Source organism: Streptomyces sp. MGP-BFMKR1 (genome assembly GCF_057766585.1).
Genome location: NZ_CM173408.1, coordinates 7,830,158 through 7,846,775, shown reverse-complemented (window position 1 = coordinate 7,846,775; position 16,618 = coordinate 7,830,158). Strand labels below are relative to the sequence as shown.

Here is a 16,618-nt window from a genome sequence, read left to right as displayed (position 1 = left end):
AGCCACCGTCGGGCGCTACGGCGTCTGCTGAACGTCCGCGCCCACCACCGCTTCCGAGACCTCCGCCCGCGCGCCCCCGGACACGACACGCGCTCAACGGCCCGACCCACCCTGACAGTCAGTCGCACGCAGGAAGGCCCACACCACGATGACCGACAGCCCGGGCACGCAGGTCCCCAACGTCTACGCCGGCATCCTGGGGGCCGGTTCGGAGGAGTTCCACCGTCGCGATCAGGAGTTGGCCCACGCCCTCCTCACCGCGGTCCCCTCCGCCAGCCTGGTCGCCCACCACACCCGCGCCTTCGTCCTCTCCGCCGCGGAAGCCTGCGTCCGCCAGCACGGCATGACGCAGATCCTGGACCTCGGCGCCGGCCGCCCCACCGCGCGGAACGTCCACGATGTCGCCCACGCCGCCGACCCGGCGGTGAACATCTGCTACGTCGACCACTCCCGCGCCGCCGTGGCCGCCCTGGCCGAGCAAGGCCCCACCGACAGCGATGGCACGGTGTCCTACCTCGTGGCCGACATCAGCGACCCCGACACCGTCCTGCGCTCCCCCGCCGTGCGCGAGACCATCGACCTCACCCGCCCAGCGGCCGTGCTCCTGGGCGCGGTCATCCCCTACATCACCAACGTCGACGTCCCCGACATGCTGAAGAGGTACACGGACGCGCTCGCCCCCGGCAGCATCCTCGTCCTCTCCCACGGCACGTACGACTTCGACCGTCCCAAGGTGCGACGGATGCAAGAGGTCTACGAAAGCTTCGGCATCCCCTCCCACATGCGCGGCGAGAACGAGCTCCGCGCCCTGATGGACCACGCGGGCGTCACCGTGCTGCCCCCGGGCATCGTGGCCACCAACCAGTGGCGCCCCGAGGGCGCGGTCGAGGCCGACGCGAGCGAGGCGTGCATGTACGGCCTGTGGGGCCGCACTGGGTGAACCACCCGAGGGTGACGCGCCCGCACGGCCCCCTTCCGCACAGCGGGTCTCCTGGCTGGTCATGATCCGCATGGGTCCGGGCCCGCGCGCCGGGGGCTGTCCGCTGTGGAGCGTTCGAGGCGGGCCCCACCGCCTCGCGCGGGGCTCCGGCGTCTCAGCCGCGGTGGACGCTCACCGCGTAGCCGCCGTCGTCGTACGGGTGGGCGTCCCACGTCGCGAAGCGGTCGACGAGGGTGAGGCCCGCCGCGGCGCAGTAGGCGTCGTACTCGGCCAGGGTGATGCTGGGCGGCACCGGCAGGTGGGCCTCGTCCAGGCCGAACCCGGCGACCAGGAATCCGCCCGGGCGCAGCGTCGCGGCCAGTCGGCTGACCACCGTGGCCTCGGTGCCCGAGGCGAGCAGCGGGAAGATGTTGCCGGCGGCGACCGCCAGGTCAAGGCCCGCGGTCACGCCCAGCTCGGCCAGGTCGAGACGCGCCAGGTCGGCCTGGAACCACGGCAGTTCCGGCGCCTGGCGGCGGGCCACCGCCAGCATGGACGCGTCGAGGTCGACGCCGACACAGTCGTACCCGAGCTCCGCCAGTCGGATCATGACGCGCCCGGTGCCACACCCGGCATCCAGCACCCGCGCCCCGGGAGGGACCAGCGTGGCGCAGAACCGCGCCTCCCCGTGCATGTCCTTCCCGCTCTCGGCCAGGGCCGCGAACCGGGCGGCGTAGCCTTCTCCGGACGTCCCACCAGTGAGTTCTTCCCAACGGCTCATGCGGGACAGCGTAGGCGAGGGGCACGGGGCCGCGAGCCCCGTGTGGGCGGTGGCAGCCGAGCGGCCGGCACGGACGTGGCGGGGGCCGGAGCGTTCACCGGGAGCGTCGTCCGCCGCGTGCGCGCCGTACGAGGTCGTCGGCGGCCTGTGGCCACCGGGCGTGGTCGAAGGTGAAGCCCGCTTCGAGGAGCCGGCCCGGGACGACGCGGCGACTCTTCAACAGCAGTTCGGTGTCCGAGCGCAGCGCGAACGCGCCGAGTTCGGCCATCCACCTGGTCGCCGGCAGCCCCACCGGGACGCCCCACGCGGTGCGCAACGTACGCATGAACGCGCGCTGCGGCAACGGGGCGGGGGCGGCGAGGTTCACCGGGCCGCTGAAGTCGTCCCGGTCGACCAGGAACTCGACCGCGCGGACGAAGTCGTGGTCGTGAATCCAGGACACGTACTGGGCGCCGCCCGCGACCGGGCCGCCGAGCCCGAGCCGCGCCAGCCACGACAGGACGTCGAAGACGCCACCGCGGTCGGGGCTCATCACCATGGCGGCGCGCAGGGCGACCTTGCGGGTGTGCGGGGTGTCGGCCTCCTCCTGGGCCTGCTCCCAGTTCCGGGCGATGTCGACGCTGTAGGCCCAGTAACCCGGGACGCGGGGTTCCGTGCCCCCGAGCGCGCCGGTGGCCTCGTCGTTGGGTGCGTCGAAGCGGTGGGCGTAGATGGTGGCGGTGCTCATCTGCAACCACACCCGAGGGGGCCGGGAGGCGGACGCGATGGCCTCACCCACCACGCGCGCGGAGTCCACCCGCGAGTCCATCATGGCCCGCAGGTTCGCCGCGGTGTAGCGGCAACTCACGCTGCGCCCGGCCAGGTTGACCACGACGTCACTGCCGTCGATCGCCTCGGCCCACGCCCCCAGCGTCCTGCCGTCCCACCCGATCTGCCGCTCGCGCACCGGCCGTCTGGTGAGCACCACGACCTCGTGTCCGGCGGCGGTCAGCGCCCGATCCAGGATCGTGCCTACCTGTCCGGTTCCCCCAGGTATCACTATCTTCATGAGATTCCTCCTCGGCGTGCCACCGAGCTTAGGCGGCCCCCCGCCGTGCCGAGCGCGGGGGTCCTCGTGCCGTGGCCCGCGACCGGACGAGCCCCACGAGGGTGCGGTCGGGCGTCGGTCGAGGGGCCGCGTACGTGAGGTCGCCACCGTCTCCCCCCGTAACCCGGCCCTCCGCATCACGCCCGTCGCCCGCACTGTTGAACTCGCGTGGTGCGGGCGGCAGAGTCGAACAGCCACGGAGCGCTAGCTCTCCCGCCTCATCCGTCGAGAGGTTCTTCATGATTGCAAGCCTGTCCCTGCCGCGGGTCCTGCGCGTCGGCCGCGGTGCCGCCGGTGAGTTGGGCGACGTCATCACCGGGCTCGGACTGAGTCGCCCGCTCGTCGTGACGGACGGGTTCCTGACCGGGACGGGCGCGGCCGAGCGGCTGGCAGCGCCGCTGCGGGCCGCTGGCCTGCACCCGTACGTCTTCTCCGGCACGGTGCCCGACCCGACGACCGATTCCCTGGCACCGGGGTTGAAGGCGTTGCACGAGCACGAGGCGGACGTGGTGGTCGGGTTCGGCGGTGGCAGCCCGATGGACACCGCCAAGGCGCTGGCCCTGCTCGGCGTCCAGGGTGGTTCGATGCGCGACTACAAGGCCCCGCGCGTCAACCACGGCCCCGCCCTGCCCGTGATCGCCGTGCCCACCACGGCCGGCAGCGGGTCGGAGGCGACCCAGTTCACCATCATCACCGACAGCGCCAACGACGAGAAGATGCTCTGCATGGGCCCGGCGTTCCTGCCGCTCGCCGCCATCGTCGACGTGGAGCTGACCATGTCGATGCCGCCCCGGCTGACCGCGGACACCGGCATCGACGCGCTGACCCACGCGGTCGAGGCGTACGTGAGCCGCAAGGCCAACCCCTTCTCGGACGGCCTCGCGCTCACCGCCATCACGACCATCGGCCGCCACCTGCGGCGCGTCTACGCGGACGGCGCCGACGCCGAGGCCCGCGAGGCCATGATGCTCGCCGCCACCCAGGCCGGCATCGCCTTCTCCAACTCCAGCGTGGCGCTCGTCCACGGCATGAGCCGCCCGATCGGCGCGCACTTCCACGTCGCCCACGGCCTGTCGAACGCCATGCTGTTCCCCGCGGTGACCGCCTTCTCGGTGCCCTCGGCGCCGGGCCGGTACGCCGACTGCGCCCGCGCGCTCGGCGTCGCGGGCGACGCGGACGGCGACGTGCGGGCCGCCGACAAGCTCGTCGACGCCCTGCGTACGCTCTGCCACGACCTGGACGTGCCCACCCCCCAGGGCTACGGCATCGACCGGGACACCTGGACCGGCCTGACCCCGCTCATGGCCGAGCAGGCCCTCGCCTCCGGTTCCCCCGGCAACAACCCCGCCGTGCCCACCGCCGAGGAGATCCAGGGCCTGTACGCCGAGATCTACGCCTGACGCCCCGCCACGCCGGTGACGGCGTGCGTGGGGTGTGCGCACCACGTGCGCGCGGCCCCGCCGGGGCGACAGCCGGCGGGGCCGCGTGTGGCCAACTCCCGCTCTCCTGGCCGGTCGCGACGCCGTACCCGGAGGTGGCCGGGTTCCGGTCCGTCGCCGACCGAGCCGTACGGGCTCAGGGGGAGGGCGGGGAAGCCGCCGCCAGCAGGTCGGGGAGTTCGCGCATGTCGTCGAAGACGACGGTGGCCGGCCCCTCCAACCGCGAGGCCGGCGTCAGGCCGCCGCAGTAGCCGAAGGCCCGCATGCCGGCGGCGCGAGCGGCCTGGACGCCGTACGCGCTGTCCTCGACCACCACGCAGTGTCGGGGGTCGACGCCCATGGTGTGGGCGGCGTACAGGAAGAGGTCGGGGGCGGGCTTGCCCCGGGGAACGTCGGCGGCGCTGAAGACGCGTTCCTCGAAGTGGCCGGCCAGGTTGACGAGTTCCAGGTTTCGCCTGATGCCGGCGTGGTCACCGTTCGAGGCCACGCAGGTGGCGTGGGTGAGCCGGTGCAGTGCCTCGGCGATGCCGTCGACGGCGGTCAGTTCGGCCTCGAAGGCGGCCTGGTACAGGTGCTCGTACCGCTGCTGCCAGTCCTTTTCCAGGCGTCGTCCGAGGCGTTCCTCCACGGCGGCGGTGTAGACCTCGGTGGACGAGCCCACGAAGCGCTCGATGATCTCGGCCTCGGTGAACGCGCACCCCAGATCAGCCGTGATCACCGCGTCTACCTTGACGCATATGCGCTCGCTGTCCACCAACACGCCGTCACAGTCGAAGATCACCAGTTCCACGGGTTCGCGCACCATGGCCAGCAGCGTAGAGGCGTGGCGCCGTTGCCGACACACGGGGTCGTGGGGTCGCGGACCCGGTTGGCTAGGCTCACCACAGGTTGTGTCGGGCAGCGTCGGTCACCCCGCGTCGCACGGACTGCCGGCCAGGTGCCCGCCGGTCGCGGCCTGCCCGACGGGGGCGGCGCTCGCTGGGCACCAGGGGTCGCGCGCGGTTCGGGGGTGGCGGGGGCCGCCCGTCGCGACGCCGAACCGACTTCGTTCCTGGAGACGACATGAGCAGCGCCCTTCTCGTGATGGACGTCCAACAGGCCATCGTGAACATCGCCGACGACGGCTCCGGATACCTGCCACGGGTGCGCAGGGCGATCGACGCGGCGCGGGCGGCGGAGATACCCGTGATCTACGTGGTCATCGCGTTCCGCCCGGGCTTCCCCGAAGTCGGCACGCGGAACAGGGCGCTGGCCGCCATCGCCGAGGCCGGCCTCTACGTCGAAGGCGCCCCGGGCACCGAGATCCATCCGGCGGTCGCGCCCCGGCCGGGCGAGGTGGTCATCACCAAGAGGCGGGCGAGCGCGTTCTCGGGCAGCGATCTCGATGTCGTACTCAGAGCCCGCGGCATCGACCGGCTCGTGCTCACCGGCATCGCCACCAGCGCCGTGGTGCTGTCCACCCTGTGCCAGGCCAACGACCTGGACTTCGGCCTCACGGTCCTGTCGGACGGCTGTCTTGACCTCGATCCGGAGTTGCACCGGGTGCTGGTCGAGCGGCTGTTCCCGCAGTGGGCGGACGTCGTCACCGTCGACGAGTGGACCACGGCGATCGCGGCGCGGTGATCCCGGACGTCCGTGCCGAGTGCCGGTCCCGGGTGTGCGCTCAGGTCGCGGGGCGGGCGGCGGCGCGGACGGCGTGGTGGACCGCGCGCGCCAGACGCGCGCCCCACAGGGAGCGCGGGCCGGCGAAGGCGTGGCACTCCGCGTCGGGTCGCGGGGAGTGCGCGGCGACGCACACGGCGTCGGTGGGGGTGCCGGAACAGTCGTAGCCGGCGTCGATGAGCGCCTGCACCTTGGCCTCGGTCGCGGTCGCCACCGCGTTGACCAGGGCCGCGTCGGTCAGCGCCGCCGGTACGGCCACCACGATGTTGATCGTGCCGGGGCGCGCGGGCGTGGGTGTGCCAGGTGCCGGCGATGCCGCCCACCCGCGTACGCCCAGGCCCGTGGTGGCGATCGCCGCCACGCCGCCGTCGTGGGCGCGGCCGTACGCCCGGACGTCGGCGGCCGTCATGAGCCCCACCCCGGGGCCGTCGGCGCCGGCGGCGCGGGCCAGGTCGGCGAGGTGCCGCTCGGGGTCGGTGCGGCGGTAGCCGTGGGAGACCTGGGCGTTGAGGACCCAGGCCCGTTCCCCGATGCCGCCGCCGAGCACGGAACTGCTGATCATCCGCCAGCCCGGGCCGGCCCGCCACAGCAGACTGGTCAGCCGCTCGCCGTCCTCGTCGCGGACGAGCCGCCGCACCCGCAGCAGCTCGGGGGCGGAACGGGACGGTGGGATGACGGCGGTCACCTGAGGGTTGCTCCTTGCGAGGCTGGGACCGGGTGATCGTACGCCGCCGCGGCCCAGCCCTCGTCCCGGGCGCTCCGGTGCGCGGGTGTCGACCGCCGGCTCAGGTGGCCCGGGCCGTTCAGCCCGGTGGCCCGGGCTGTTCAGCCGGCCCATCGGCCGGTGAGGAAGGTGAGGGCGAAGATGGTCGTCACGGGTGCGACGAGGCAGACGTACGCGGTCTTGAACCGGGGCACGCGTATGCTCCACGCCGCCAGGGCCACCCACAGCGGCCACCACAGGAGGGTGGCGCGCGGGATGGACATGTACCAGTAGGACGTGCCCAGGGCCCACAGGTTGAGCGCCACGTACGTGGCCTCGGCCCAGTGCCGGCGCAGCACCAGCAACCCGAGGAGGAGCACCCCGACCACCATGGCGACCAGCTCGGCCTGGAACATCAGGCTGTAGCCGGTGGTGGAGTGGGCGGGGGTGAAGGCGGCCTGCCAGGTGTGGGCCCAGGCGTCCCAGGGGGTGTGGAAGTCGCGGCGCCAGCCGCGTTCCTGGGCGTGCTGCCATGCCATCCAGTCGCCGGTCCGCACGTGCAGGTACCAGGTGTAGAGGGCGACGGGCAGCACGGGCAGCGCCAGCCATGGCAGTGAGCGCCAGCTTGCGCGGGCGCGGGCCGACAGGAAGAACTGCACGACGATGGCGGCGGCGAGGAAGAGCCCCGTGATCCGCACGGTGGTGGCCAGGGCGGTCAGGACGGCGGCCAGGGCCCAGCGGTTCCGTTGGGCGGCGAGCCACGCGGGCAGCGCGAAGGCGAGGAAGAGGGCTTCGCTGTAGCCGACGGCCAGGAAGATCGCGCACGGCGAGAGCAGCAGGAACAAGGCCGTACGACGTCCCGCGTCCGCGTGCGACAGGTGTGTCCGGGCTATGCGGGCCAGCGCCACGACGGCGACGGCGCCGGCGCCGAAGGAGATCAGCAACCCGGACGCGCCCCAACTCGGCACCACCCAGTGCACGGCGCGCAGCAGGAGCGGCAGGCCGGGGAAGAACGCCTCCCGGTTGTCCCCGGCGCCCGCCTCGCCGGCCGGCTCCGCGGGGAAGTAGCCGTCGCGGGCCACCTTGAGGAAGAAACCCCAGTCCCACTGCTGGAACGGGGCGAGTACGGGGCCGGCGTCATGGGAGCGGGCGTCGGACGGGAACGCCCACCGGGCGCAGTAGGCGGTGGTCCACACGCCTATTCGCGTCAGCAGGTACAGCCACAACACCTCGCGGTCGGCGGCGCCCAGCCGCTGCCACCAGGCCATCGGCCAGCGGTGCGGGCCGGTCGCGCGCCCCGAGGCGCGTCGGGAGGCGGACTGTTCGGCGGACTCGGAAGGCGGGTCCGTGGCGGGCGTGGCAGACGTGTCGGAGGGCTCGGGCGCGGGTTCGGCGTCGGGCGACCGGGTAGGCGAAGGCGGCATGCGGGGCTCTCTGGGGTGGGGAGGGCGTGCGGGCGACTCCCGGTGGCGCGCGGCCACGGAAGCAGGGGCTGGGTTACGGGACGGGCGGGGCGGCTCAGTGCGCCGTGTCGCCCGCATCGTGCGTCGGCGGGTGGCTCGGCGGAAGGGTCGCGGAGGCGGCGGTGCGTCCGGTTCCGTCGGGTGGGGACGGGCCGTCGGAGCTGTCCGCCGTGCTCTCGCCCGACGGTGCCCCCGGGGGCGGCGCGGTGGTGCGCGCGCCGCCTCGCGTGTGGGGGTTCGCCGAACCGCCCGGGGGGTGTGTCTCCTCGCGGGTCGCCGGCGGATGGGTCGGCGGTGGCGTGGTCGTGGGTGACGGAGTCGGGGCGGGTGAGGGTGGTCGGGTGGCCGGCGCGGCCGGCGCGGACTCGCCCGGCAGCCACGCCGCCGTGGCCGCGGTCCCGCAGCCGAGGACCAGGCACGCGCCGGCCGCCAGGGCGGCGACGCGCAGCCGGTGCGCGCGCCGGCCTCGCGCGCGCACCTGGGCGACCGGCGCCGTGCGCGCTCGGGCCTGCCCGGCGGCGGCTGCCTGCTGGAAGAGGGTCCGCAACGGGTCGTCTGGCTCAGGCACCGGGGGCCTCCTTGATACGCGGGTCCTGTAGGTGGTGCGCGAGAGCGGCCCGACCACGGGCCAGGTGGGTCTTTATGGTGCTGGCGGACACGCCCGTCTCCCGGGCGATCTGCTCGACGGTGAGGTCGCACAGGTAGTGCAGCGTCATGCTCCGCCGCTGCTGGGCCGGCAGCTCGCGCAGGGCGTCGACCAGCACGATCTGCTCGGGGCTCGGCCCCTCGACGTGGGGCGGTGGCGCGCTACGGTGCCGCCAGGCAGCGGCCGAACGCCGCCGGACGCGCCAGCGGCTCACCGCCAGCCGCCAGGCGACGGTACGTATCCACGCCTCGGGCTGCCCCGCGCGGTCGAGCTGCCGCCGCCGGCCCCACCCCTTGACGAATGCTTCCTGCACGACGTCCTCCGCCTCGTGCAGATCGCCCAGCATCACGTACAACTGCCCCGTGAGACGCGCGACCGTCTGGGCGTAGAACTCTTCGAACTCCTCGACGGTCAACAGCCACTCCCGGGTCTCTCGCTTCACCGGGCATACGCCCGCCGTGGGGCGTCTGGTTGACACCGAGTACGAACGAACAACGTGACGGTCGTCACTGCGCCGGAACGGACGGTCCGCTCGCGGCGCCGGGCGCGGGCGCGCCGCGCGGCACGTGCCCGGTGCACATGGTCCCCCACCCGCCGGCCGCCCCCGCCGCCAGGGTGACCGGGACCCGCTCGGCGGCGCCGGATGCCACCGCGCGCGCGGTCGGGTGTCACCACCAGGCAGCGGGCGGTCCGTAGGTCCGGGAGCCGGCGCGAACGCGCAGCTCAGGGGCTACGCCCGAGGCCGTCCGGCCGGGCCTGGCGGCGGGCGGCACTGGCCCTCGGCGTTCGCGACGGGGGAAATTGGCTTGCTCGTCGGCTCGGGCGCGAGAAGACTCCCGGGCATGCCCCTCACTGCGCGTGATCTCGCCCTTACGTCCTTGCGGTGGATCGACGGCCACGTGGATGTCTGGCCCATCTTCCGCGACGCGCGGACGCTGGCGACCGTCGTGACCGAGCTGGCCAGGCCCTTCCGGGACGAGCGGCTCACGGCGGTGTGCGGGGTCGAGTCCCGCGGGTTCCTGCTGGGTGGGGCCGTGGCCGTGGAGCTCGGGGTCGGCTTCGTCGCCATCCGGAAGGACGGTGGCCTCTTCCCCGGGGACAAGGTCGTCCGCGAGAGCGAGCCGGACTACCGGGGATTGCGCCACCGGCTGCGGCTCCAGCGCTCCTCGCTGGGCGCGGCCGACCGCGTCCTGATGGTGGACGACTGGCTGGAGACCGGCAGCCAGGCCCGCGCCGTCCGGGAGGTGGTCGAGGAGTGCGGCGCCACCTGGGTGGGGTGCGCCGTCATCGTCGACGAACTCGCCGACGCGGCGCGTCCCCGGCTCGGCGCCGTGCACAGCCTGCTGCCCGCGCGCGACATCCCGCCCTGCCCCGCCTGACGCCGACGAACTGGCCAAGACGTGCCGGTGGCGCCGCCCGCCGGCCGTAGGGTCCGCGGCATGGATCACAGCCAACAGCCGATACACCTGCCCCGCGTGGACGCGGTCCCGGTCCTGCGCACCGACTTCACGAACCCCGCCGGCTGGGCCCGCCTGCTACGAGCCCTGGAGACGCCGGTCACCTACGGCGAGGAGTCGCAGGACGTCGCCGACTACGACTGGGCCGTCTCGTACGTCGTCCCGATCGACCAGGAGCAGTACCGCGACCTGCTGCCCGCGACCGTGCTCGCCGCGGCCCCGGACACCGGCCACGACCTCCGGTACGACCACCTCTACCTCGCCGACGCCGAAACCCTCGCCTCCGAGCAGCTTCCGTTGCTCGGCATCGACCTGCACGTGGACCGCGCGGACGCGGAGCCGTGGCCACGCGAGAAACCCTTCCGGGTACCGGCCTTGCAGGTCGCCATCGTGGAGATCAACGACAGCATCGCCAACCTCTTCTTCCGCGAGTTCCACGACACCACCTGGTCGGACTCCGAGGTACGGGTGGCGAGGCCGGGGACCGCGCTGTACGAGGAGTTGCGCGAGACGCATCGCGCGGAGGGTGAGGAGGGGGGCTGACGCGGCGCGGCTGGATCAGGCGGTGTGGCGCGGCCGGGGGCCAGGCGGTGTGGCGCGGCGCGGCTGGATCAGGCGGTGCGGCGCGGCCGGGGGCCAGGCGGTGTGGCGCGGCGCGGCTGGATCAGGCGGTGCGGCGCGGCCGGGGGCCAGGCGGTGTGGCGCGGCGCGGCTGGATCAGGCGGTGCGGCGCGGCCGGGGGCCAGGCGGTGTGGCGCGGCGCGGCTGGATCAGGCGGTGCGGCGCGGCCGGGGGCCAGGCGGTGTGGCGCGGCGCGGCTGGATCAGGCGGTGCGGCGCGGCCGGGGGCCAGGCGGTGTGGCGCGGCGCGGCTGGATCAGGCGGTGCGGCGCGGCCGGGGGCCAGGCGGTGTGGCGCGGCGCGGCTGGATCAGGCGGTGCGGCGCGGCCGGGGGCCAGGCGGTGTGGCGCGGCGCGGCTGGATCAGGCGGTGCGGCGCGGCCGGGGGCCAGGCGGTGTGGCGCGGCGCGGCTGGATCAGGCGGTGCGGCGCGGCCGGGGGCCAGGCGGTGTGGCGCGGCGCGGCTGGATCAGGCGAAGCCAGCCTGCCGCCTTCACCAGTACCTCGGGCCTGGCCACCCGGTTCGCGCGAGCGAGGGTGGGCAGCCTCGTAGACCGTACGCGGGCCCGGTAGGCGCTCGGGAGAACCCCTGCCGGAGAACAGTCTCCCGCGGTTTCTCCCTGTCGCTGTCGTCGCTGGAGGCGGTCGGTCGGGGCCCCGGGCACACTAGAGCTGGACGTGCCGTACCGGTTGCGGAGTGGGGTACGGAAGGCTTTTGCCAAGGTCGAGGAACGCCTCGATGTGGGCCGAGTCGTCAATGGTGAGGGCCAGCCAGGAGCCGTCGGTGAAGGTGATGCGAAAGTAGGGCACGTCCTTCGCGGCGACGCTCGGGATGTCGGGGAGCGCGGTGGTGTACGGGATGCGGGCCACGACCTTGACGCGTTGCGGTCGGCACTTGAACCACACCCGTGAAGGCGCCGCGAGCAGCACGAACTCGTTGGCCATCGGAACGAGGAGTCGTGGGGCGTCGGGCGCCTTCGCGTACCAGGTGAGGAGCGTCTGGCCTGCCGTACCGGCCCAGTCGCCGTCGAAGGGCTGACACAACCCCTGCTGGCGGGCGAGAGCGTTGCGGAACTTCACGTCCTCGCGCGCCGCCTTTTCCTTGCGGCGTTCCGTCGGGCTCAGCGTCGGCGACCAGCCTTCGAGGATGGCGAGGAGGATCAGCGGGGAGCCGACGACAAGACCCACGATCGCGATCAGCCCGGGCAGGGTGCGCCAACGCTCACCTAGGCGCAAGCGGTCGACAGTTGCCCGTATGTGGGGCGGTGGCTCGGGTATGGGGCCGGAAAGGTGGCACCACACGACGGCGTCGGCGTATCTGCTGTGCAACACCGCCTCTGGCGAGGCGAGTTCGAGGGCCCTGGCCCTCCTGCGTTTGTCCATCTGTTCACACCCTTTCTGGAGGTGTCCTGGCACCTCGTACGGCTCCGTCGCTCATGGCGAAGCCGCGCCCCGCGCGGCGGGCAGCCGGCGGCCCTGGTCTAGCTCCCGCCCTCGCGTCGCAGTCGCGCCGACAGGTGGTACTGGAGTGGCTGGCCGACCGCCGCGAGGTCGTGGACGAAGTCGAGGGTCCCCTCGTCGCTCAGCGTGTAGCGGCGGCGGGTGGCGGTGACCTCCTTGGCGGTGGGGGTCGTGGCCACCTCGTGCGTGCTGAGGTCGGCCGTGCCGGTGCCGGCGTGGCCGACCAGGATCTCCGCGATGCCGGTGGGCTGGGTGATCAGCGCCTCCACGCGCCCGTCGGGCTGGAGCCGCCACCAACCGCTCTCGCGCGCCGACGGGCGCAGCGGGGCACCCTCCGCGTCGAGCAGCCAGGCGCGCGCCTCGTACCGGAGGAAGGGCCGCCCGTCATGGCTGAAGGTGACTTCCTGCGCGTACGCGAACTCCTCGGCGATTGTCGGGTAGCTACCGTGCCCCTGGCCGACCCAGGTACCCAGGAAGCCGAGCAGCGGGGTGAGTTGCGCGTGCGGCGCGGGGGTGGCCTCCGGCCGCAGCACGTCGGGGTACGGGTTCTGGCGAGCGGGGTCGAACATGGGTGCGTGCTCCTGGATCGAGGCCGGTGCCGGTGCGGGTGCCGGTGGCGGTGCCGGGTGGCAGCCTAGGCCGTCGGGCCGGCGGCGGCGCGCAGCGGTGGGAGGGCGACTGGCTGGTTCCTGCCCCGAGCCGCGAGACGCCTGCGCGCGGCCTGTCGCAGCGATCGGGTCCTCGACTCGTCCCGTCGAGACCCCCACGGAGCGGGGGCGGGCAAGGGCACGAGGACTGCCTGGGACGGTGGTGTCGGCCGTCCGGCGGGGACGGTTGCCCTGGCTGGGGTCGCATGAGTACGCGTACCTCACGAGGTGAGTACTGAGACGGCCCCATCGGCCGCGGGGGCGTGATGGACTCGGCGGCATGCCTCAGGACACACCACCTGCCCCCAGCACCACCCCGTGGAAGGCACCGCTGGCGGTATCACTGGTCGGCCTGTTGATCTTCGCCCTGGAGTACGCCTGGCTCTGGAGGAGCGCCAGCGGCGGCCTGGAGACGATCATGATCTTTGCCGGGGTCCTGTTCGCGATCGGCTGGGCCCTGCCCCCGCGCCCTTCGCTGCACGGCCTCCGCATGGGGCTGCTGAGTTCCGCGCTGGTGGTCTCGACGGTTCCCCTGGTGCTGGTTCTGCTGCTGGGGTTGGCGATGAGCGCGGGGTGACACGGCGCCGTGGTGTCCGACAACATGGCACGCACCCGCACACCGGCCAGGCGGCCCAGCGGCCCAGCGGCCCAGCGGCCCAGCGGCCCAGCGGCCCAGCGGCAGGTTGGCCCGTTGTGTCCTCACCGCAACACGGCCGGCGGTGGTACTCGTAGTGCGGGCGGTGCTTCGCCGCCCGCCTCGGCGTGCCGGCGAGGCTGGTCGCGCCCGTGATCGGGGGGACAGATTGGTCTCGGCCCAACTCACCCATCTCCGCCACGTCGACCTGGCGGTGCCTGACCACGACAGGCAACTCGCTTTCTACACCGACGTGTGGGGGCTGGCCCGTACCGCCGACGACAGCGGCGTGGCCTTCCTGGCGGCCGAGGGGTCGCCGGAGCAGTACGTGGTCAGGCTGCGCAGGGCCGAGGAGAAGCGGCTGGACCTGGTGGCCTTCGGGATCGCCACGCGGGTGGACGTCGACGCCCTGGCCGGGCGGCTGGCGGGTGACGGCGTGGTGCTGATCAGCGAGCCCGGCGCGCTGTCCACCCCGGGCGGCGGCTACGGGTTCCGCTTCTTCGACGTGGACGGCCGCACCGTGGAGGTCTCCGCGGAGGTCGCGCCGCGCCGGCACCGGCGGATCGAGGCGCGGGAGCCCGTGCCGGTGCGCCTGTCCCACGTGGTGTTCAACGCTCCCGACATCGCTCGCACCCGGGCGTGGTACGAGCGGTACCTCGGCTTCCGGCTCACCGACACCGTGCGCTCACCGCGCGACGGTGACCTGATGCACTTCCTGCGAATCAACCCCCAGCACCACTCCGTGGCGTTCTCCGGGGGCCCGCACACCTCGTTGCACCACGTCTCCTTCGAACTCCGGGGTGTGGACGAGTACTTGCGAGCCTCCGGCCGTGCCATGCGGGCGGGCGCCCCCAAGCTCTGGGGGCCCGGCCGGCACCTGGCCGGCGACAACGCCTTCACGTACTTCCTCGACCCGCACGGCAACACCCTGGAGTACACCACCGCCATGGAGGAGGTGGACGAGGACACCTGGCACCCGCACGTCTACGACGCCTCGCGGGCGGAGGTGACCGACCAGTGGGGCACCTCGAACCCCTGGGACGAGCAGGTGGCGAAGGAGTCGCTCAACGACCCCGACCGCGGGTGCTTCGTCGCTCCCCCGCTGTGAGGACCCACCTGCCCGACAGCGCGCCCAGGCCCGCGCCCGCGACCCGGCCGCCCGAAGCGCGCGCCGCCGACGCGAGAGCGGCGTTACGCCGGTGCCAGGGGTTCGAGGGCCGCTATGTCCGCCAGTGACATGCCCATCCGCTGGTGGAGGAAGCGGACGATGGTCCAGTGTGGCAGCGCGCCCTCGTCGAACGGGCCGAACTCCCGGCAGTACAGCGGTATCCAGCGCAGTGCCTCTTCCATCGCCTGCTCACGGCCGGGGGCCTGCTGGTAACTCTCGTAGGCGATGCTGCGGTGCTCGATGAAGAAGCGCCCCGGCAGCCGCTCCTCGCACAGCGTGCGGTACTCGCGGGTCTGGAGGATCAGGTAGTGCCAGATCTCGTCGATGTCCTGCTCGACGGGGAGGAACAGCCCGCTGAGCTGCTCGCGATGGCGCGAGACGAGGTACAGGTACCGCAGGCACTCGGTGACCTGGCGTTCGACGAAGTCCGGCGCGGCGTCGGTCTTGTCGGTGAAGTGTGCCACCACCTCGGCGTGCAGTTCCTCGCCGAGCAGGGCCCTGAGGTCGCCGGTGGTGACGTACGACTGTGTGGTCATGGTTCTCCCCTGCGCAGGGTCGGGGCCGGGTCGGCGGTCAGTGGTGGGGGGCGAGCCAGGCATACTTGCCGGACTTGCCGATGGGCAGGTGCGCGCGGTGCTCGACCTGGCACCGGCGCCCGGTCAGGTCGCTGACGGAGTCCGCCAGGGTGTCGGCCTCGGCGGGCGGCAGGGCCTCGCCGTCGAAGGTCGTGTACCGCAGGTGGGCCTCCTTGTCGTCGGTGACCAGCAGTTGGTGGACGAAGACGCTGGGGGCGGCGGCGCTCACGCGGTCGCTCAGGTCACCCTGGGCGATAGGTCCGGACTCGGCGGCGGCTGCCGCGCCGGGGGTGAGGAGTTCCTTCTCGCGTCCGCAGAAGCGCGCGATCCGGTGCGGGTCGGGGGTTCCGTCGAGCGTGCGGACGCAGTCCCCCGAGCGGTACCGGATCAGCGGCATGTGGGGGTTGCGGACGCTGGACACGATGAGGCTGTAGAGCTCGCTGCCCGGTGCCACCGGGAGGAGTTCGACGCTCATCTGGTCGAGGTGGGGGTGGTACCGGCCGTGGCGGTCGCTGTAGTAGAGGTAACCCAGCTCGGTGCTGCCGAACAGGTCGATGACCGGGCAGTCGAAGTTCTCGTGCAGGAAGCGCCGGACGTTCGCCGGGGTGTACTCGTACGCGTGGATGATGCTCGCGGGCTGCGGGAAGTCCTCCCACAGGCCCCACTGCCTGGCCTTGAGGACGAGGTGGGCCAGGTGGTAGCTGGAGCAGTCGAGGTGGTACCAGCCGCGCGGGTGGGTCGCTCGCGCCGAGCGGATCTCGCTCAGCATGCGCTCGACCTCGTCGCGCTCCCACAACGCCGGGTCGAGCCGCAGGTTGAGGTAGACGGTGCGGGCGTCGAGGCGCCGCTGCTCCAACTCGGGAACCGCATCCGGCCGCGTGCCGCGCTTCTTCGCGTTGACGCGCGCGACGTGCTCGGTCGCCAACACCGTGGTGAGTGAGACCCGTTGGCAGCCGTCTTCCCAGGTGGAGGCGATGTCCGGGTGCTCGCTCCACAGTTGGTAGTAGGAGTTCAGCAGGAAGTACGGGGGGCGGATGATCTGCATGCGGGCGTGGTTGGTGCCCGTGGACAGCACGTACTCGGCCTCGCCCGTCTTCAGCGCGGCGGCGAGGCGCGGCGTCATCCAGTTGTCCGGGAAGCCCCGCGCGATCTCGGGCTTTTCGAGGACGGGGAAGTACCCCCGCTCGATCGACGTGCGGTAGATCGGTATGTCCTTGATCTGGTCGACGACTTCGGCCGTCGGCTGACCACGCATGTGCACCCTCAATGCGCTAGGCGAAGCGGAGATCCCCGGGGCGGCCGGCCCCGGGGCGGAGCGGAGCCGGAAGGGGGCCGGGCGCCCGCGCGTCCGCGGCCC

General features: G+C 73.2%; 18 protein-coding genes. 7 read left to right on the top strand and 11 right to left on the bottom strand.

Going from position 1 to position 16,618, the window contains the following annotated elements:
* Positions 1–148: 148 nt before the first annotated feature.
* Positions 149–940: an SAM-dependent methyltransferase gene (locus AC3CHW_RS31480; protein ID WP_488468731.1), complete on the top strand. Its 792-nt coding sequence runs from the start codon at positions 149–151 to the stop codon at positions 938–940.
* Between the two features lie 154 nt (positions 941–1,094).
* Here AC3CHW_RS31480 and AC3CHW_RS31475 read toward each other — a convergent pair whose 3' ends face one another.
* Both AC3CHW_RS31475 and AC3CHW_RS31470 read right to left on the bottom strand, forming a co-directional pair.
* The gene (locus tag AC3CHW_RS31475) at positions 1,095–1,700 is read right to left on the bottom strand and encodes a class I SAM-dependent methyltransferase (protein ID WP_488468730.1); all 606 of its coding nucleotides are present in this window, start codon (positions 1,698–1,700) and stop codon (positions 1,095–1,097) included.
* Positions 1,701–1,794: 94 nt separating this feature from the next.
* Entirely contained in the window at positions 1,795–2,748 is a 954-nt protein-coding gene (locus AC3CHW_RS31470; protein WP_488468729.1) for a TIGR01777 family oxidoreductase, read from the bottom strand.
* A gap of 278 nt (positions 2,749–3,026) precedes the next feature.
* Here AC3CHW_RS31470 and AC3CHW_RS31465 point away from each other — a divergent pair, with 278 nt between their 5' ends.
* Positions 3,027–4,187, top strand: a complete 1,161-nt coding sequence (locus AC3CHW_RS31465; protein WP_488468728.1) for an iron-containing alcohol dehydrogenase — start codon at positions 3,027–3,029, stop codon at positions 4,185–4,187.
* 175 nt (positions 4,188–4,362) lie between these two features.
* On the opposite strand, the gene AC3CHW_RS31460 is transcribed toward AC3CHW_RS31465, so the two are convergent.
* Complete coding sequence (locus AC3CHW_RS31460) at positions 4,363–5,031, bottom strand: HAD family hydrolase (protein ID WP_488468727.1); 669 nt, start codon at positions 5,029–5,031, stop codon at positions 4,363–4,365.
* 257 nt (positions 5,032–5,288) lie between these two features.
* Here AC3CHW_RS31460 and AC3CHW_RS31455 point away from each other — a divergent pair, with 257 nt between their 5' ends.
* Positions 5,289–5,849, top strand: a complete 561-nt coding sequence (locus tag AC3CHW_RS31455; RefSeq protein WP_459249794.1) for a cysteine hydrolase family protein — start codon at positions 5,289–5,291, stop codon at positions 5,847–5,849.
* Between the two features lie 40 nt (positions 5,850–5,889).
* Here AC3CHW_RS31455 and AC3CHW_RS31450 read toward each other — a convergent pair whose 3' ends face one another.
* From AC3CHW_RS31450 to AC3CHW_RS31435, 4 genes are all read right to left on the bottom strand, one after another.
* The gene (locus AC3CHW_RS31450) at positions 5,890–6,573 is read right to left on the bottom strand and encodes an adenosylcobinamide amidohydrolase (RefSeq protein WP_488468726.1); all 684 of its coding nucleotides are present in this window, start codon (positions 6,571–6,573) and stop codon (positions 5,890–5,892) included.
* A 140-nt stretch (positions 6,574–6,713) separates the two neighbouring features.
* Positions 6,714–8,015 (bottom strand): mannosyltransferase family protein, encoded by a 1,302-nt coding sequence (locus AC3CHW_RS31445; protein ID WP_488468725.1) that lies wholly within the window; start codon positions 8,013–8,015, stop codon positions 6,714–6,716.
* Between the two features lie 94 nt (positions 8,016–8,109).
* On the bottom strand, positions 8,110–8,622 hold the full coding sequence (locus tag AC3CHW_RS31440) for a hypothetical protein (protein ID WP_488468724.1): 513 nt from the start codon (positions 8,620–8,622) through the stop codon (positions 8,110–8,112).
* A complete protein-coding gene (locus AC3CHW_RS31435; protein WP_176160460.1) occupies positions 8,615–9,142 on the bottom strand; it encodes a SigE family RNA polymerase sigma factor in 528 nt (175 codons plus the stop codon). Before AC3CHW_RS31435 ends, AC3CHW_RS31440 begins: the two co-directional genes overlap by 8 nt.
* A 400-nt stretch (positions 9,143–9,542) precedes the next feature.
* On the opposite strand from AC3CHW_RS31435, the gene AC3CHW_RS31430 reads away from it, so the two are divergent.
* Entirely contained in the window at positions 9,543–10,079 is a 537-nt protein-coding gene (locus AC3CHW_RS31430) for a phosphoribosyltransferase family protein (protein WP_488468723.1), read from the top strand.
* A 60-nt stretch (positions 10,080–10,139) separates the two neighbouring features.
* A complete protein-coding gene (locus AC3CHW_RS31425; RefSeq protein WP_488468722.1) occupies positions 10,140–10,700 on the top strand; it encodes a DUF6924 domain-containing protein in 561 nt (186 codons plus the stop codon).
* 742 nt (positions 10,701–11,442) lie between these two features.
* On the opposite strand, the gene AC3CHW_RS31420 is transcribed toward AC3CHW_RS31425, so the two are convergent.
* Positions 11,443–12,012 (bottom strand): hypothetical protein, encoded by a 570-nt coding sequence (locus AC3CHW_RS31420; RefSeq protein ID WP_488468721.1) that lies wholly within the window; start codon positions 12,010–12,012, stop codon positions 11,443–11,445.
* Between the two features lie 245 nt (positions 12,013–12,257).
* Entirely contained in the window at positions 12,258–12,806 is a 549-nt protein-coding gene (locus tag AC3CHW_RS31415; RefSeq protein WP_488468720.1) for a heme-binding beta-barrel domain-containing protein, read from the bottom strand.
* A 358-nt stretch (positions 12,807–13,164) separates the two neighbouring features.
* On the opposite strand from AC3CHW_RS31415, the gene AC3CHW_RS31410 reads away from it, so the two are divergent.
* Positions 13,165–13,461, top strand: a complete 297-nt coding sequence (locus AC3CHW_RS31410; protein ID WP_488468719.1) for a hypothetical protein — start codon at positions 13,165–13,167, stop codon at positions 13,459–13,461.
* A gap of 226 nt (positions 13,462–13,687) precedes the next feature.
* The gene (locus AC3CHW_RS31405; RefSeq protein WP_488468718.1) at positions 13,688–14,626 is read left to right on the top strand and encodes a VOC family protein; all 939 of its coding nucleotides are present in this window, start codon (positions 13,688–13,690) and stop codon (positions 14,624–14,626) included.
* A gap of 83 nt (positions 14,627–14,709) precedes the next feature.
* Here AC3CHW_RS31405 and AC3CHW_RS31400 read toward each other — a convergent pair whose 3' ends face one another.
* Positions 14,710–15,222, bottom strand: a complete 513-nt coding sequence (locus AC3CHW_RS31400) for a glycine-rich domain-containing protein (RefSeq protein ID WP_398608976.1) — start codon at positions 15,220–15,222, stop codon at positions 14,710–14,712.
* A 37-nt stretch (positions 15,223–15,259) separates the two neighbouring features.
* Positions 15,260–16,516, bottom strand: coding sequence for a phenylacetate--CoA ligase family protein (locus AC3CHW_RS31395; protein ID WP_398608977.1), 1,257 nt, complete (start codon positions 16,514–16,516; stop codon positions 15,260–15,262).
* Positions 16,517–16,618 lie beyond the last annotated feature (102 nt).